Source organism: Amaricoccus macauensis (genome assembly GCF_014201905.1).
Taxonomy (GTDB): Bacteria; Pseudomonadota; Alphaproteobacteria; order Rhodobacterales; family Rhodobacteraceae; genus Amaricoccus; species Amaricoccus macauensis.
The window spans coordinates 1,098,819-1,114,345 of record NZ_JACHFM010000001.1; the positions used below are offsets into that span (position 1 = coordinate 1,098,819).

17 protein-coding genes and 1 tRNA gene are annotated in these 15,527 nt (G+C 68.6%); 5 read left to right on the forward strand and 13 right to left on the reverse strand.

Annotated elements, in window-relative coordinates:
• Nucleotides 1–4: 4 nt before the first annotated feature.
• The 12 genes from HNP73_RS05235 to HNP73_RS05290 form a co-directional block, all read right to left on the reverse strand.
• Nucleotides 5–421, reverse strand: coding sequence for a hypothetical protein (locus HNP73_RS05235; protein WP_184147538.1), 417 nt, complete (start codon nt 419–421; stop codon nt 5–7).
• Nucleotides 422–426: 5 nt separating this feature from the next.
• Nucleotides 427–753 carry a hypothetical protein gene (locus HNP73_RS05240; protein ID WP_184147539.1) on the reverse strand — a complete coding sequence of 109 codons (327 nt, stop codon included), beginning with the start codon at nt 751–753 and terminating at the stop codon, nt 427–429.
• 148 nt (nt 754–901) lie between these two features.
• Nucleotides 902–2,359, reverse strand: coding sequence for a xylulokinase (gene xylB / locus HNP73_RS05245; RefSeq protein ID WP_184147540.1), 1,458 nt, complete (start codon nt 2,357–2,359; stop codon nt 902–904).
• A 21-nt stretch (nt 2,360–2,380) separates the two neighbouring features.
• Nucleotides 2,381–2,464, reverse strand: a tRNA-Leu gene (locus HNP73_RS05250).
• Nucleotides 2,465–2,506: 42 nt separating this feature from the next.
• The gene (locus tag HNP73_RS05255) at nt 2,507–4,327 is read right to left on the reverse strand and encodes a potassium/proton antiporter (protein ID WP_184147541.1); all 1,821 of its coding nucleotides are present in this window, start codon (nt 4,325–4,327) and stop codon (nt 2,507–2,509) included.
• Between the two features lie 102 nt (nt 4,328–4,429).
• Nucleotides 4,430–5,092, reverse strand: a complete 663-nt coding sequence (locus HNP73_RS05260) for a 3-oxoacid CoA-transferase subunit B (protein ID WP_184147542.1) — start codon at nt 5,090–5,092, stop codon at nt 4,430–4,432.
• On the reverse strand, nt 5,089–5,742 hold the full coding sequence (locus tag HNP73_RS05265) for a CoA transferase subunit A (protein WP_184147543.1): 654 nt from the start codon (nt 5,740–5,742) through the stop codon (nt 5,089–5,091). The genes HNP73_RS05260 and HNP73_RS05265 overlap by 4 nt, the downstream gene beginning before the upstream one ends.
• A 118-nt stretch (nt 5,743–5,860) precedes the next feature.
• Complete coding sequence (locus HNP73_RS23160) at nt 5,861–7,078, reverse strand: FAD-dependent oxidoreductase (RefSeq protein ID WP_184147544.1); 1,218 nt, start codon at nt 7,076–7,078, stop codon at nt 5,861–5,863.
• Between the two features lies 1 nt (nt 7,079).
• Nucleotides 7,080–8,207: a peptide chain release factor 2 gene (gene prfB, locus HNP73_RS05275; protein WP_184147545.1), complete on the reverse strand. Its 1,128-nt coding sequence runs from the start codon at nt 8,205–8,207 to the stop codon at nt 7,080–7,082.
• An 82-nt stretch (nt 8,208–8,289) separates the two neighbouring features.
• The gene (locus tag HNP73_RS05280) at nt 8,290–9,126 is read right to left on the reverse strand and encodes an META domain-containing protein (RefSeq protein WP_184147546.1); all 837 of its coding nucleotides are present in this window, start codon (nt 9,124–9,126) and stop codon (nt 8,290–8,292) included.
• 107 nt (nt 9,127–9,233) lie between these two features.
• Nucleotides 9,234–10,271, reverse strand: coding sequence for an asparaginase (locus tag HNP73_RS05285; RefSeq protein ID WP_184147547.1), 1,038 nt, complete (start codon nt 10,269–10,271; stop codon nt 9,234–9,236).
• Nucleotides 10,264–10,878: a sigma-70 family RNA polymerase sigma factor gene (locus HNP73_RS05290; RefSeq protein WP_343063202.1), complete on the reverse strand. Its 615-nt coding sequence runs from the start codon at nt 10,876–10,878 to the stop codon at nt 10,264–10,266. Before HNP73_RS05290 ends, HNP73_RS05285 begins: the two co-directional genes overlap by 8 nt.
• A 168-nt stretch (nt 10,879–11,046) precedes the next feature.
• Here HNP73_RS05290 and HNP73_RS05295 point away from each other — a divergent pair, with 168 nt between their 5' ends.
• The 3 genes from HNP73_RS05295 (at nt 11,047) to HNP73_RS05305 (ending at nt 13,568) form a co-directional block, all read left to right on the forward strand.
• Nucleotides 11,047–11,577 carry an invasion associated locus B family protein gene (locus HNP73_RS05295; protein WP_184147548.1) on the forward strand — a complete coding sequence of 177 codons (531 nt, stop codon included), beginning with the start codon at nt 11,047–11,049 and terminating at the stop codon, nt 11,575–11,577.
• Nucleotides 11,578–11,709: 132 nt separating this feature from the next.
• The gene (gene rlmN / locus HNP73_RS05300) at nt 11,710–12,861 is read left to right on the forward strand and encodes a dual-specificity RNA methyltransferase RlmN (RefSeq protein ID WP_184147549.1); all 1,152 of its coding nucleotides are present in this window, start codon (nt 11,710–11,712) and stop codon (nt 12,859–12,861) included.
• Nucleotides 12,862–12,986: 125 nt separating this feature from the next.
• Complete coding sequence (locus HNP73_RS05305; RefSeq protein ID WP_184147550.1) at nt 12,987–13,568, forward strand: L,D-transpeptidase family protein; 582 nt, start codon at nt 12,987–12,989, stop codon at nt 13,566–13,568.
• A 39-nt stretch (nt 13,569–13,607) separates the two neighbouring features.
• Here HNP73_RS05305 and HNP73_RS05310 read toward each other — a convergent pair whose 3' ends face one another.
• Entirely contained in the window at nt 13,608–14,078 is a 471-nt protein-coding gene (locus tag HNP73_RS05310) for a CAP domain-containing protein (RefSeq protein ID WP_184147551.1), read from the reverse strand.
• 163 nt (nt 14,079–14,241) lie between these two features.
• On the opposite strand from HNP73_RS05310, the gene HNP73_RS05315 reads away from it, so the two are divergent.
• Both HNP73_RS05315 and HNP73_RS05320 read left to right on the forward strand, forming a co-directional pair.
• On the forward strand, nt 14,242–14,877 hold the full coding sequence (locus HNP73_RS05315; RefSeq protein WP_184147552.1) for a L,D-transpeptidase: 636 nt from the start codon (nt 14,242–14,244) through the stop codon (nt 14,875–14,877).
• Nucleotides 14,878–15,300: 423 nt separating this feature from the next.
• Complete coding sequence (locus tag HNP73_RS05320) at nt 15,301–15,516, forward strand: hypothetical protein (protein WP_184147553.1); 216 nt, start codon at nt 15,301–15,303, stop codon at nt 15,514–15,516.
• Nucleotides 15,517–15,527: the final 11 nt, after the last annotated feature.

The window sequence follows — 15,527 nt, forward strand, 5'->3', positions numbered from 1 at the left end:
AGGGTCAGCCCTTGCGGCGCAGAAACAGCAGAGCGGCCCCGAGTGCGACCAGCCCGACGCCCACCACCGGCCGCGACGGCGCCTTGTCGGGGATGAGCGAGAGCGCGGCCGCCCGGTAGAGCTGGGAGTCGAGCGCCGCGCGCCGTGCCGCAAGCCGGCGGTGCCGACGTGCCTCCAGCGAGAGCGCGAGCAGGAAGCAGAGCATGACGACGAAGGCGACCCCGCCGACGATGCCAAGCGCCTCAAGCGTGCCGTAGCGCCGTGCCAGCGCCACAGTCACGGCGATGAGCGCATAGACCAACGCGATCATCCCGAAGACCACGACTCCGGCGATCAGTTCGCCGCGCACCTGGGCGCGGCGAGAGATCTGGTGCAGCCGCGTCTGCGCGACGCGCGAGACAGTGGAGAGCAGGCGCGGCACGATCGTCAGCGCCGGAACATGACGCCGAGGATGAAGCCGAACAGCGTCGCAAGCCCAAGCGACGCGAACGGCCGGCGCCGGGCGGCGCTCGCCACTTCGTTCTCCAGCGACTGCAATTCGCCAAGCAGCACGTCGATCGCCGCCTCACCCTTGGCATAGCCCTCGCTTGCGGTGTGCTCGGCGGCGGACTTCAGGCCCCGGGCACGGTCCTTGCCGATCCTGGCCACACGGCCGCCGAGGTCGGCGAGGTCGGCGCGCAGCGATTCGATCTGCGCCGCAATCGGATCGGCGATGCTGGCAGCCGCGTCTTCGAGGTCCTTGCGCGTGTTCATGTCGGAAAACCTTTCTCTGGTATCGTCACGATTCGGCCCGCCCGTGGCGCGCCGGCCCCCCGACCAACGTCTCGCTCCATAGCCGGTTCCCATGCCCGCGACGAGGGGGCAGTTCCAACGCGCCTGACCTCACTCACCACGCGGCCCCTCAGGCTTCGGCCCCGACCGCTTTCAGGGCCGGATAGATCGCGCGATAGCGTGCATAGCCCTCTCGGTAGAGCGGCACGAGAGCCTTGTCAGGCTCCACCACACGCAGGACTTCCGGCGCCGCGCAGACCTCTGCCGGCTTCGCCCCCTCCGCCGCACAGATCGCGAGCCGCGCCGCGCCGAGGGCGGCACCCACATCGCTGTCCGCGGCGATCTGGAGCGGCCGGTCGAGAACGCTCGCAATGATGCGAAGCCAGGTCTCCGACCGCGCCCCACCGCCAACCGCCAGCGCGGTCTCGAAGTCGGTCCCTGCGTCGGCAAGCACGCGCTGGCAGTCGGCGAAGGCGTAGGCAACGCCCTCCATCACCGCCTGCGTCAGCTCGCGCGGCCCGTCGGTCTGCGCCATCCCGACGAAGGCCCCGCGCGCGCCCGCGTCGTTCAGCGGTGTCCGCTCACCGGAGAGGTACGGCAGGAACGTCACCTCCGAGGGAGCCGTCACCGGACCTACCGCGTTCGCCAGCTCCGCCGGCGACTTGCCGGCGATCCGCGCCAACCACTCGAGACTGTCCGACGCCGAGAGGATCACCCCCATCTGGTGCCAGGTCTCCGGGATCGCGTGGCAGAAGGCGTGAACCGCGCCTGCGGTGTTCGGCGAGAAGCGCGCGTTCGAGACGAAGAGCACGCCGGACGTGCCGATCGAGACGAATGCGCTGCCCGGCACCACCACGCCCATGCCACAGGCCGCCGCCGCGTTGTCGCCGGCGCCGCCCGCGACCACGACCTTGCCCTCGACGCCCCAGCGGCGGGCAAGCTCAGGCAGGAGCTCGCCCGACGGCTCGCTCCCCTCCACGAGACGCGGCATGTGCGCGCGCGTCAGCCCCGTCGCTTCGAGCAGGTCGTCCGACCAGTCCCGCGCCGCCACGTCGAGCCAGTAGGTGCCGGCAGCGTCCGACATCTCCGAGACGTGATGGCCCGTCAGGCGCAGGCGCACGTAGTCCTTGGGCAGGAGCACCGCGTCGATGCGGCCATAGATCTCGGGCTCATGCTTGCGGAGCCAGGCGATCTTCGGTGCGGTAAAGCCCGGCATCGCGATGTTGCCGGCAACCTCGCGCGCCCGCGGGAAAGCCGCCTCGATCTCGGCACATTCCGCCTGCGCCCGCCCATCGTTCCAGAGGATCGCCGGCCGCAGCACCCGGTCGTCGCGATCAAGGCAGACCGCCCCATGCATCTGGCCCGACAGCCCGATGCCGCGCAGCCCGGCGAGGCCGTGCTCACGCGCGAGCGTGTCGATCGTGCCCTCGACGGCCTTCCACCAGGCCTCCGGGTCCTGCTCTGACCAGCCGGGATGCGGCCGCGACACCGCAAGCGACTGGCTCGCCTGCCCGATCAGCCGCTGCTCCCGATCGAAGAGCACCGTCTTGACCGACGACGTGCCGATGTCGATCCCGAGATAGCTCATGCACCCAGCCCTCCCACATTCTGGTGCGGACGGTGGGAATCGAACCCACACTCCCGAAAGACGCGGATTTTAAGTCCGCTGCGTCTACCGTTCCGCCACGTCCGCCTTGGTTCCCTGCGTAGGGCGGCCCGGGGTCGCCTTCAAGCCTCAGGTCTGAAGTCGGCGGCGAACCGAGCGCGCCCAGCTGCGCAGGCCGCGCAATTCGTCGGCTTCCTCCTCGAGGCGCGCCAGCAACCGCTCGTCGGGCTCGACCTGCAGGAGCTGGTCGAGCTGGAGGCCGAGGTTCGCGATCCGGCCGCTTTCGAGCCGTCGAACCACGATCTTGCCTCCGGGAATTGCCAGTGTCGCGTCGAGCACGGGCTTCTCGCCGAGTCGCTGCGTCGCCCACTCGGCGAGCGTCATCTCCGGCGGATGACCCTCGAAGCTCAGGTCGTAGAACTGCTCCAGCTCGGAGAGCCTCGTCTCGCCACGGATCGCCAGCTCACCGAAGATGACCCCGAGCCGCCGCGCGACCTCCGGGCTCTCGCGGAACAGCGTGTCGAACCGGTTCAGCCGCTCGCGCGGGACGAGGAAGTAGCCGTAGTCCCCCGGCCGCAGCCCGCCGGCCTCGGCCTGATCGAGGATCTGCCCCTTGCGCACCACCATCAGGAGCCGCGCCCACGCCGGGATGCGGCTGAGCCCGAGGATCACGCTCTCGCCGGTCACCGGATAGCCGACGATCTCGAGTTCGTTCTGGCCGGGGATGTCGATCTCGATCCGGCTCACCCCCCGCGTCGTGGCCTTCAGCGCCACGCCGAGCCAGCGGCCGGCGCTGGTGAGCGTGGCGCCCTGCACCAGCATGGAGAAGAGCACGACGAAAAAGGCGATGTTGAAGAACGCCTGGGACTCCGGCACGCCCGCGAGCATCGGGATCGCCGCGAGGAAGATCGAGACGGCGCCGCGCAGGCCCACCCACGAGATGAAAAGCTTCTCCCGCGTCGCGAACCCGGCGCCCCACAGGCAGACCCAGACCGCGACGGGACGGGCGATGAGCGTCAGCACCACCGCGACGAACATCCCCTGCGGCGCGTAATCCATCACCCGGGAGGGCGTCACCAGCAGGCCGAGCACGAGGAACATCACGATCTGGCAGAGCCAGGTCATCGCGTCGTGGAAGCCGACGATCGAGGGATAGGCGCGCGTCGGCCGGTTCGCCATCACGAGCCCGGCGATGTAGACCGCGAGAAGCCCGCTGCCCCCGACGAGGGTGGTGAAGCCCGAGATCATGATCGCGCCCGCCACCACGAAGAGCGGATGCAGGCCTCCCGGCATCGCCACCCGGTTCAGGATCGACACCGCGCCCCAGCCGCCGACGAAGCCGAGCGCCCCGCCAAGGACAGCCTCGGCCGCAAACTCCTCGACGAGCTCCCAGCCGGGCATCCCGCCGGAAACGATGACCTTCACCAGCAGGATGACGAAGAAGACCGAAATCGGGTCATTGGTGCCCGACTCGATCTCGAGGATGCCGTTCACCCGCCCGGGCAACCGCATGCCGCCGGTGCGAATCAGGAAGAAGACCGCCGCCGCGTCGGTGGACGCGACGATCGCCCCCAGAAGCAGCGCGAGGGACAGCGAGAGCCCGAGCACCTGCCAGACCGCGAGGCCCACCACGCCTGCGGTGATGAGCACCCCCACTGTCGCGAGCAGGAGCGACGGGCGGAGCACGCCGCGGAACACCGAAAGTCGGGTTCGGAGCCCGCCGTCGAAGAGGATGACCGACAGCGCGATCATCCCCACCATGTACGTGGTCGAATAGTCACCGAACTCGATGCCGCCCGGTCCGTCCTCGCCGGCGAGCATCCCGACCACGAGGAAGACGAGCAGAAGAGGTGCCCCGAACCGCGTCGCCACGAGGCTCGAAAAGATGCCGATCAGGATCAGTGCCGAGCCGACGAAGATCGCCGTGTTGACGAGATCAAGACCATGCATGACGAATCGGCGGGCTCCGGCAAGGAAACGCGATCGAGCGGAAATGGATTGACTTCCTTTCCACTATGACGGCGCGTCCCTGCCCTGCGCAAGGCTCGCCCGTCAGTCGAGTCGCATTTCGGGAATGTCACCCTCCACGACCAGCCGCGCGGTGGTCGCCGCCCGGATATCCTCGACGCTGACGCCCGGCGCACGCTCGCGGAGCACGAGCCCCGCCTCGGTTGGCTCGATCACCGCCATCTCGGTCACGACGAGGCTGACCCGACGTGTCGCCGTCAGCGGCAGCGTGCATTCCGGCACGATCTTCGCGTCGCCCTTCGCCGCATGGACCATGGCGACGATCACCCGCCGGGCGCCCGCCACGAGATCCATGGCACCACCCATTCCGGGCACCATCTTCCCGGGCACCATCCAGTTCGCGAGGAACCCGCGCTCGTCCACCTGCAGGCCCCCGAGAACCGTCATGTCGAGGTGACCGCCGCGAATGATGCCGAAGCTCATGGCGCTGTCGATCGAGGCGGCACCCGGAACCGCGGTGACGAAGCCGCCGCCCGCGTCGGTGAGGCTCGCGTCCTCCATGCCCTCCGGCGGCCGGGCACCCAGGCCGATCACACCGTTCTCCGCCTGAAAGAACACGCCGGAGTCGCGCGGCAGGTAGTGCGCCACCATGCTCGGCAGACCGATGCCGAGGTTCACCAGCATCCCGGGGTGGATCTCCTGCGCCACGCGGCGCGCGATCACTTCCTTCGCATCAACAACGCTCATGCCGCGCGCTCCAGCAGGTGATCGACAAGAACCCCGGGTGTCCTGACCGCATCCGGCGGGATCACCCCGACCGGCACGATGAGATCCGGCTCGGCAATAACCGTCTCGGCAGAGAGCGCCATGATCGGATTGAAGTTATGCGCGGTCAGCGAATACTGAAGGTTGCCAAGGTAGTCCGCCTGCCGCGCCGCGATGAGTGCGAAGTCGGCGCGGATCGGCTTTTCGAGCAGGAAGCGTTGGCCATCGACCTCGACGACGGTCTTGCCCTCCTCGACCGGCGTGCCGAGACCGGTGGCTGTCAGCACACCGCCAAGCCCGACCCCGCCGGCGCGAATGCGCTCCACGAGTGTCCCTTGCGGCACCAGTTCCACGTCGATCTCGCCGGCGATCATCTTCGCCTGCGTCTCGGGGTTCAGCCCGATGTGCGAGACGATGGCCCGACTGACCGCGCCCGCGGAGATGAGCTTGCCGATGCCTTTGCCCGGCATGGCCGTGTCATTGGCGATCAGCGTCAGGTTACGCGCACCACGGCGCACCAGCGCTTCAATCAACCGATGCGGAGTACCGACGGCCATGAAGCCGCCTATGAGCACTGTTGCACCGTCTGGGATCATCGCTGCCGCCGCATCGGCCCGGATCGCGGTCTTCATTCATCACCTCGTCCGCCTGGGGTGAGAACAGATTATGCTGCAGCGCGGAGACGTCACTCACTTTTTCTGAGGTTCTGGCAGATCAGCGAGCGATAAACTTCCGCTGGTCAGCCGCGACTCAGACTTTCGCGCCCTTGGCGAGGGCCACGAGGTCGAACCCTGCCGCCTCGATCTCGCCCGCCGTGAGCGCGCGGTCCTGCGCGAGCAGTCGCCGCGCGGCCATGTGGGGGGCCGGCGCGTTCACGGTCTCGACCGCCTTCAGCACGTCGCCGTCAAGGCTCAGGACCACCAGCCGGTCGCCCGGCACCACGACCGTCCGATGCCCCGGATGCCGGAGCCCGGCTATCTGCAGCTTGCGATCGCCCTGATCGCTCCAGAACCAGGGCACCGCGGCATAGTCGGCCATGTCGCCGGTCGCGATCCGCCGGGCGATGTGGCGCGCGTGATCGACCGCCGCCTGCACCGATTCGAGCCGCACCGGCGCGCCGTCCGGGCCGGGATAGGACGCGACGTCACCGAGGGCCGAGATCGCCGGATCGCTCGTCACCAGCCGACCATCCACCACGACGCCGTTCGCGACCCCGAGCCCGGCCTCGGCCGCCAGCTCGGCATTCGGCCGCACCCCGACCGCAAGCAGGATCAGATCGCCCGCCACCCGGTCGCCGTCAGCGAGCGTCACCGCACCGGGCTCAACGGCCGTCGCCGCCACCCCGGGTCGCACGTCCACACCGAGGCTCCGATGCAGGTCGAGGAAATGGCCCGAGATCTCCGGAGAGACCACGCGCGCCATCAGACGGTCGGCCGCTTCGACGACCGTCACGTCGAGCCCGGCCGCGCGCGCCACCGCGGCGAATTCGAGCCCGATGAAGCCGCCGCCGATCACCACCGCGCGGCCACCAGCCGCGATCCGCTCGCGCAACAACCCGGCATCGCCGAGCGTGCGAAGCCCCACGACCGCCCGCGAGGCCACCGCGTCGGCAAGGCCCGCGATCGGCGGCACCACATTCCGCGCCCCTGTCGCCAGAATCAGCTGGTCGTAGGCGAGCGTCCGGCCATCGGCGAGCCCGACCCGGGCCGCAGCCCGGTCGATCGCCACCGCCCGACCCTCGACCCGTTCGATTGCCGCCTCTGCGAAGAAGGCCTCGGCGCGAAGCGCCAGCCGCTTCGGATCACCGTCCTTCATGTAGGCCTTGGAGAGTGGCGGCCGCTGATAGGGCAGCCCCGGCTCGTCGCCGAGAAGCGTCACGCGACCGGCAAACCCGTCCTGGCGGAGGCTTGCGGCCGCCTGAAAGCCGCCCTGGCCGGCACCGACGATGACGACACGATCGGCGGCCACGTCAGTCCGCCGCCTGCGCCTCGGCCCGGCTCTTGCCCGTCACCTGCAGGGCGAGCGACGCCGCCATGAACGCATCGAGATCGCCGTCGAGCACCCCTTGCGTGTCCGAGGTCTCCACGTTCGTGCGCAGGTCCTTCACCATCTGGTAGGGTTGCAGCACGTAGCTGCGGATCTGGTTGCCCCAGCCGGCGTCACCCTTGGCCTCGTGCTGCGCGGTGATCGCCTCGTTGCGGCGGCGAAGCTCCATCTCGTAGAGACGCGACTTCAGCGCGGCCATGGCGTTCGCGCGGTTCTGGTGCTGCGATTTCTCCGAGCTCGTCACGACGATGCCGGTGGGAATGTGGGTGATGCGGACAGCCGAGTCGGTGGTGTTCACGTGCTGACCGCCAGCGCCCGACGAGCGGTAGGTGTCGATGCGGATGTCGTTCGAGGCGACCTCGATGTCGATGTTGTCGTCGACGACCGGATAAACCCAGACGGACGCGAACGAAGTCTGCCGCCGCGCCGCCGAGTCGAAGGGAGAGATCCGCACCAGCCGGTGGACGCCCGATTCGGTCTTCAGCCAGCCATAGGCGTTGTGCCCGCTCACCCGGTAGGAGGCAGAGCGGATGCCCGCCTCTTCGCCGGCGCTTTCCGACATGAGCTCGACCTTCATGCCGTGCTGTTCGGCCCAGCGCACATACATGCGCGCGAGCATCGACGCCCAGTCGCAGCTTTCGGTGCCGCCGGCGCCGGCATTGATTTCGAGGAATGTGTCGTTGCCGTCCGCCTCGCCGTCGAGAAGCGCCTCGGTCTCCCGCGCCGCCGCGGTCTCGCGCAGGCCGCGGATCGCGGCTTCCGCGTCGGCGATCACGTCGTCGTCACCCTCGGCCTCGCCGAGCTCGATCAGTTCCTTCTGATCCGCGAGGTCCTGCGCGAGGCTGTTGTAGCCGTCGAGCGCGTCCGACAGCGTCTGCCGGTCGCGCATGAGCTTCTGCGCCCGGGCCGGATCATTCCAGAGCTCGGGATCCTCGGTCATCGCGTTGAGCTCTTCGAGGCGGTGCTCCGCCGTCTCCCAGCCGAGCCGCTGGCGCAGGAGGCCGAGCGATTTCTCGATGTCCTCGACGACGCGTTCGGTCTCGGCGCGCATTTTCACTCCCTGGATCGGAGTGCGCGTTCTAGCTCCGACATGGCAGGCGGTAAAGATGCCCCGCCTGCCATGTCGTGAGACGTCACTTCTTGCGAAGCTGCACCAGCGGTTCGCCCGCGAGATCGGTGAGCACGAGATCGCCCGACTCGAGCCGCGCGGCCTTCACCGCCCCGAGCGCCGCGAAGAACCGCTGCTCCTGGGACATCTGCGTCTCCGGGCAGGCCCGCCGGGTGGAGGCAAGCGGCCCGAAGGTGAGCGTGCCGTTCTCGAGCTTGTAGGTGCCGGTGAAGCTGTTGCAGCCGCCCTGCCCCTGGGCACGACCCGCGTCGCTGAGTTTCAGCCACGAGACGACCTTTTCGTCAGTCGCCGCGCCATTGATCTCCGAGGCGATCCACGTCCCGGCGACCGCGGCCATGTCCGCCGGGACTTCTGCCGCCGCGGCCGCTGCTTCCCCGCCCTCGGCGGGCTTCGCCGCGGCGTCGTCCGGCTCTGTCGCAGGCTCGGCCTCCGGCGCCGGCTCCTCGCTCTGCACCAGCAGGATCTCCGGAGCGGCACCGGCTTCCGCCCCATGGGTCAGGACGGGCGTGATCGCGGTCGAGCGGAAGAGCACTCCGCCCGCGTGCATGAGCTTCGCCGTCAGGGCGTAGCGGTTCTTCTCGTCGATCAGCGCGGGATCGTAGGCGAGCGCGAAGGCGATCGGCACCTGCCGAAGCACCGGGATCGAGTCGCTCGCGATCAGCACGGACGGCGCGTCGGCCTTCGACACGTCGAGAAGTTCCACCTCCAGCGTGGTGCCCGGTGGCAGGGCGATCCGCTCGCGATAGGTGGCGCTGCCACGGATCACGTCCGTCGCCGCCATCGACACTCCCCCCGCCACGAGCGCGCCCACGAGCGCAAGACAGGCTGCAAGCATCCGCATCGGTATTCCTTCCTCTTCCACTCCATGCCGCCTTCTTTCGCAGGCGGCCGGCGGCGTTACAGGCTGAAGCTTGGCCGGGCGCGACACGCTCGGCAAGCCCCGCGTCGTCAGAGCCGGCGCCCGGCCTCGTAGAAGCCTTCCGCCGGCCGGATCGCGCCGATCGTGGCCCCGCGCCGGCTGAGGCTCGGCGCTCCGAGGCGCCGCAGGGCCGCCGGATGGTCCGCATCGAGCGCACCGAGCCGCACCAGAAGGGCGGCGATCGCGCATTCCGAGCCCCGGGTACTGCCGTCCTCGACCTTCACCGCCACGCCGAGGCCCCGCCCGGGCAGGATCGCGGCGAAAACCGCCTCCGCGCCGGTCTTGACCGCAACCCCGCCAGGCATCGCCGCCATGAGTTCGGAGCACGCGCGCCCCTCGCCCGCGACGAGAAGCGGATGCTCGGCCATCGCCGCCACCAGCCGCTGCGCCGCATCCTGCCGCGCCGGCCCGAGGCCACACGGGTCGGCCATCCGCGCCATGGCGGTGCCGAATCCGCGCAGCGTCGTCACGAACGCCGGGGCGGAACAGCCGTCGACGCCCCAGCCGAGGATCGGCGCGCCGCACATTTCCTCGAAGGCACCGCGCGCCGCCACCTGCACGGGATGGTCGATCTCCACGTATTCGGGTCCGCCCTTCAGGTGGCGGTTCAGCGTCAGGAAGCCCGCGTGCTTGCCCGAGCAGTTGTTGTGAAGCTGGCACGGGCTCTCGCCGGTATCGCGCAGCCGGTGCCGCTCGGCGGCATCGTCGGGCACCTGCGACCCGCAGCGCAGATCGCGCTCCGCCAGTCCGAGCGCATCGAGCCAGCCGGCAACCCGGGTCACGTGCATCCCCGCGCCGGAATGCGAGGCGCAGGCGAGCGCCAGTTGCTCGGTGGACAAACCCGCCCCGGCGCCGCTCTCCAGAAGGGGCAGCGCCTGAAGCATCTTGCACGACGAGCGGGGGAAGATCCGCGCATCCGGGTCGCCCCAGACGGCAACGATGTCGCCCCGGGCATCGCAGACGATGGCGTGGCCGCGATGACGCGATTCGACACAATCGCCTCGCAACACCTCGGCGAGAAGCGCGGGTTCAGCTCCAGCGGGTTCAGGCCCAGCGGGTTCAGTCATCGTGTAGTCCCTCCGCGAGATCCTCTCCAAGTAACGCATGCAGATGGCGGAACGCGAGGCGGATCCGCGACTTCACCGTGCCGAGCGGCAGGGCCTCCTCCGCGGCGATCTGGCCGTGGCTGAGGCCGCGCCAGAACGACGCGACGAGCACCCGCCGCTGCTCCACCGGCAGCGAGTCGAGCGCCTGCTGCAACCTCGTCTCCCGCTCGGCGGCAGTCATCACCGCAAGACCATCGGGCTCGGTATCAGGCTGAAACAGCGGATCCTCCGGGTCCGGGGCGGGCCGCGCGCCGCGCCGGTGATGGTCGATGCGCCGGTTGCGCGCGATCGCGAAGATCCAGGTCGAGACCGCGGCCTTCCCGGGATCGAAGTCCGCGGCGTGCCGCCAGACGGAGACCATCACGTCCTGCGCGATCTCGTCGGCGTCCGCCGGCCCCACGCCTGCGCGGATGGCATAGGCCTTCACCCGGCCGGCGAACCGCTCGAACAACGCCACGAACGCCGCCCGGTCCCGCGCGGCGACCGCCCGGATCAGGTCTGCATCGTTCAGGCTTGTCGGCGGCGGCGAGGCCGGCTCCTGCCCGGCATCGAGGGGGGCGCGCGTCACGAGGGGTCACATCGATGAAAGACATGGGCAAGGGTCTGGAACATCCCTTGCTTCTCGCGCTACACTAAAAGTGGCATCGCGACAAAGACAAGCTCGACGCGTCCCGACGACGGAAGCTGGCCCGGGGCGGCGTCAAAGAGCAAAGGACGAGCAGGAGACAGTGTCCGCATGACCCTCAAAGCCTGGAAGCTGCTTTCGGTCGCAGCCGCCCTCATGGCGGCTTCGCCGGCGCTGGCGCAATCCGCGGATCGCGTGGCGACGCACGGCAACTGGAGCGTTTTCGTCGCCGCCAATCCGAAGGAATGCTACATCGTTTCGGCCCCGACCTCCTCGTCGGCGCGGCGCGATGGCAAGCCGGCCGAGGTCACCCGCGGCGACATCCGGCTGTTCGTGTCCTTCCGCCCCGGCGACAAGGTCTCGAACGAGGTGAGCTTCACCGGCGGCTATCCGTTCAGTTCGAGCGGCAGCGTCAGGCTCGCCGTCGGCTCGGAGGCCTTCCAGATGGCTCCGGGCAAGGGTGACGGCGGGGAATGGGCCTGGACGGATCCCTCCGACGACAGCAAGGCCGTCGCGGCAATGAAGCGTGGCGCGGAGGCGAAGCTCAGCGGAACCTCCTCGCGCGGCACCAGCACCGAGGACCGTTTCTCGCTCACGGGCTTCACCGCAGCAGTCGAGGACGCGGCCACCCGCTGCCGCTGATCCCCTTCTGGTCCCCTCCCGCTGACGCCCTGTCGGCGGACATCGCCGGCACGGGCTGGCATTTCCGCGGCAGTGACGCTATATCGGCGCATTGCGTGCCGCTTCGGCGCGCCAAGAGCCATGCGCCATCAGATGAACCTTTCGCCGCCGATCACGCCCGAGTTCCTGACCCTGCCCCGCAAGGCGGCGGCTGACTCCGCGCACATGAACCTCGTCGGCCTCTCCCGGGAGGCGATGAAGGCGGCGCTGATCGCCGCCGGCACCCCGGAGGCACAGGCCGGGATGCGTGTGGGCCAGCTCTGGCAGTGGATCTACCACCGCGGCGCCCGCGACTTCACCGGCATGACCAACCTCGCCCGGGCCTACCGCGAGCTTCTCGCCGAGCATTTCGCCATCGAGCGCCCGGAGATCGTCACCCGGCAGGTCTCGGCCGACGGCACGCGGAAGTACCTGCTGCGCATCGCCGGCGGCCACGAGATCGAAACGGTCTACATCCCCGAAACCGACCGCGGCACGCTCTGCGTCTCGTCTCAGGTCGGCTGCACGCTCACCTGTTCGTTCTGCCACACCGGCACCCAGCGGCTGGTCAGGAACCTGACGGCCGACGAGATCGTCGGCCAGATCCTCGTGGCCCGTGACGACCTTGCCGACTGGGGCCGCAAGCCCGACGAGAAGCGGCTCGTCTCGAACCTCGTGCTCATGGGCATGGGCGAACCGCTCTACAATTTCGATTCGGTGCGCGACGCGATGAAGATCGCCATGGACAGCGAGGGGATCGCCCTGTCGCGCCGCCGCATCACGCTTTCGACCTCCGGCGTCGTGCCCGAAATCGCCCGTGTCGGCGACGAGATCGGCTGCCTGCTCGCGATCTCGTTCCATGCCACCACCGACCCGGTGCGTGATCAATTGGTGCCGATCAATCGCAAGTGGAACATTGGCGAGCTTCTTGACGCCTGCCGCGCCTATCCGCGCCTGTCGAACGCCGAGCGGATCACCTTCGAGTACGTGATGCTCAAGGGGGTGAACGATTCCGACGCCGACGCCCGGCGGCTGGTGAAGCTGATTTCCGGCATCCCCGCGAAGATCAACCTCATTCCGTTCAATCCATGGCCCGGCTCGCCATACGAGCGGTCCGATCCCGAGCGGATCGAGGCGTTCGGCAATATCGTCAACCGCGCGGGCTATGCCTCGCCGGTCCGGACGCCGCGCGGCGAGGACATCATGGCCGCCTGTGGCCAGCTGAAGAGCGCGACGGAGCGTGTCCGCCGCGCACGGGCGTCCTGAGGATCGACGGACGCCCGTCCGGACTCTCTTCCCGAATCTGCCGAATTAGCGTTATCTCAACCTTATCAGGCAGAAATCGCGACGCCCTCAAGGGCGCGCAAATAACAAGACGGGCAGGCAGAGACATGGACGAGCGCACATTGCTCACGGACAGTGACGAACTCCTTTCGGGCAACAGGCAGCAGCAGGACGAGACACGACTCTGGACCCGGCGCAATGCGCTGGCGCTGACCGCCGGCTTTCTCGCCGCCGGTGCCGTGCCGGCACGGGCGGCCTACGCGCGGGTCGCGGCGCCGCGCGCGAACGTCGTCGTCGTCTCCAAACGCAACCGGGTGATGGAACTGCGCTCCGGCGAGCAACTGCTGAAGCGCTACCGCGTCCACCTCGGCTTCCAGCCCACCGGCCAGAAGGTGATGTCAGGCGACGGCCGCACCCCCGAGGGCCAGTACTTCATCGATCGCCGCAACGCGCGCAGCGACTTCTATCTGAGCCTCGGGATCAGCTATCCCAATGCCGTCGACACGGCACGTGCCCGTTCCCTCGGCGTGCAGCCGGGTGGCGACATCATGATCCACGGCGGCCCGCGCCGCGCCGCCGACAAGAGCAAGGATGACTGGACCGCGGGCTGCATCGCAGTCACCGATCAGGAAATCGAAGAGATCTGGTCGATGGTCCCGACGGGCACTCCGGTGGTGATCTTCGCCTGACGAACCGGCGGCGCCGTCAGTGGCGCCGCCCTTCGGGTGTTATTGCCCGATGACCTGCACCCACCAGGTCTTGTTGCTGCTCGGCTCCTGATACCAGCCGAGGCCAAGACCCCGCGCCGAGGGATCCATGATCACCGCGCGGGTATCGGGGAACTTCAGCCAGCTTTCCAGCACCGACATGTCGGAATCCGTCCCCTCGGACAGGTTCTCGCCAACGATCTCGCCATGATAGCCGGCGCGGAACGCCCGCTCGCGCGGGCTCGTCAGATCCGATCCGAAATGCCAGGCGCGCTGCTGGACGTACATGTCGCGGGCTTGAGTCTCGGCCGCAGCGTTGAGCTCGCCGGAAAGCTGCACTGGCACAAGGCCGTCGCCGGCGCGCACCGCGTTGACGGCGTCGACGTGTCGCAGACGGATCTCGTCCGGGTTGCCGAGGCGGGTCACACCCGCCGAGTCCGCGCAGGCCGCGAGCAGGAGAAGGGCAAGAACAGCACTGAGCGGGCGAAGCATCGCGGGATCCGTCGGTTAGGGTGTCTGCCAGACGTGATAGAGGCTTTCAGTCTACCCTTCAAATCCTGCCGGGCGCTGCAAGACACTCCCAAGTGTGAGTTGCAGAAACGCGGACGACTGCGTCATAATCGCAACCAGAGTTGCAGTTGTGGAGACTCCTCCGATGAACCGAGATGAGGGCGACAAAGCGGCTCGCCTCGACCGGCGCGCGTTCGCGCGCCTCGCGGGCGGCAGCCTGATCGCCGCCGCGGGCCTTGCGCTCGGAGGCGCGGGCCTCGCCGCCGAGTCCGACGAGCCGCTGCACGACTTCGTGCCCGACAGCCAGGACCGGCAGACCATCATGCGCCGGATATCGGGCCTGCACACCGCGCGGTGGCAAGACCATTTCGACTCGATCGAGAACGACGCCATCCTCGTCAGCATCGACGACCGGGTGCTCCATTACTGGGGCGCTGACGGCTTCTACCGGATTTATCCGACGTCCGTGCCGCTCACCGATGAGATGACGCGGCGTGGCCGGACCTCGATCACCCTGAAGCGGCCCGACCCGGACTGGCGCCCCACGGAGGCAATGTTGCGGCGCCGGCCGGATCTGCCGACCTACGTGGCGCCCGGCCCCGACAACCCGCTCGGCATCCGGGCACTCAACCTGAGCTGGCCGGCGTACCGCATCCACGGCACGAACGACATCCGCAAGATCGGCCGTCAGTCTTCCTCCGGTTGTGTCGGCCTCTTCAACGAACACATCCTTGAGGTGTACGACCGGGCCAAGATCGGCACTCCAGTGCTGCTCGTTTGACCCGGTGCCGACCTCCTGTGGCGAGATCGATTCCCCGCATCTTGCCACGGGGCTAACTCTACCTATGCATGAATCACCCTTGCCGGATTCCCGCGCCTCGGCAGCGATCCTCGCGGATCCCCACCTGAAGGTGACCAACCGCGTCATCTTGCGTCTGCGAAGCTGCACCGCACAAGGACTGGTCCGGCAGCCGTCCCCGGTGCGCGCCGTTCCCGGGGACCGGAGCCGGAAATCCCCCCGCCATCCGCGTAGCTTGCAAGCCGGTGTTGCCAGAATGACAACACCTGTGCTTAACTCCGGAGGCCCGCTTTCACCGATTGAAAACGCGCCGGAAAGTTGGCTAGTGTTCAGGCATTAGCTTGTCCGCTCGCAGGTCCGGACGAGTTAGCAGTATCGCAGACCCGCACTCTGAGGAGGACAACAATGAAACTTATCGTTAGCACTGCGGTAGCTCTCCTGCTTGCCGGTCAGGCATTCGCCGGCAACCTCGTGTTCGAGGCGCCCGAGGAGCCGGTCGTGGTTGCTGAGCCGGCCCCGATGGGTGGTTCGAACGCCGCCTGGATCATCCCGGTCATCGGTCTTGCCGCGATTGCCTACGCGATCGCCAATGACGACGACGACGACGACACCACCGACTGATTCCTGCCTCC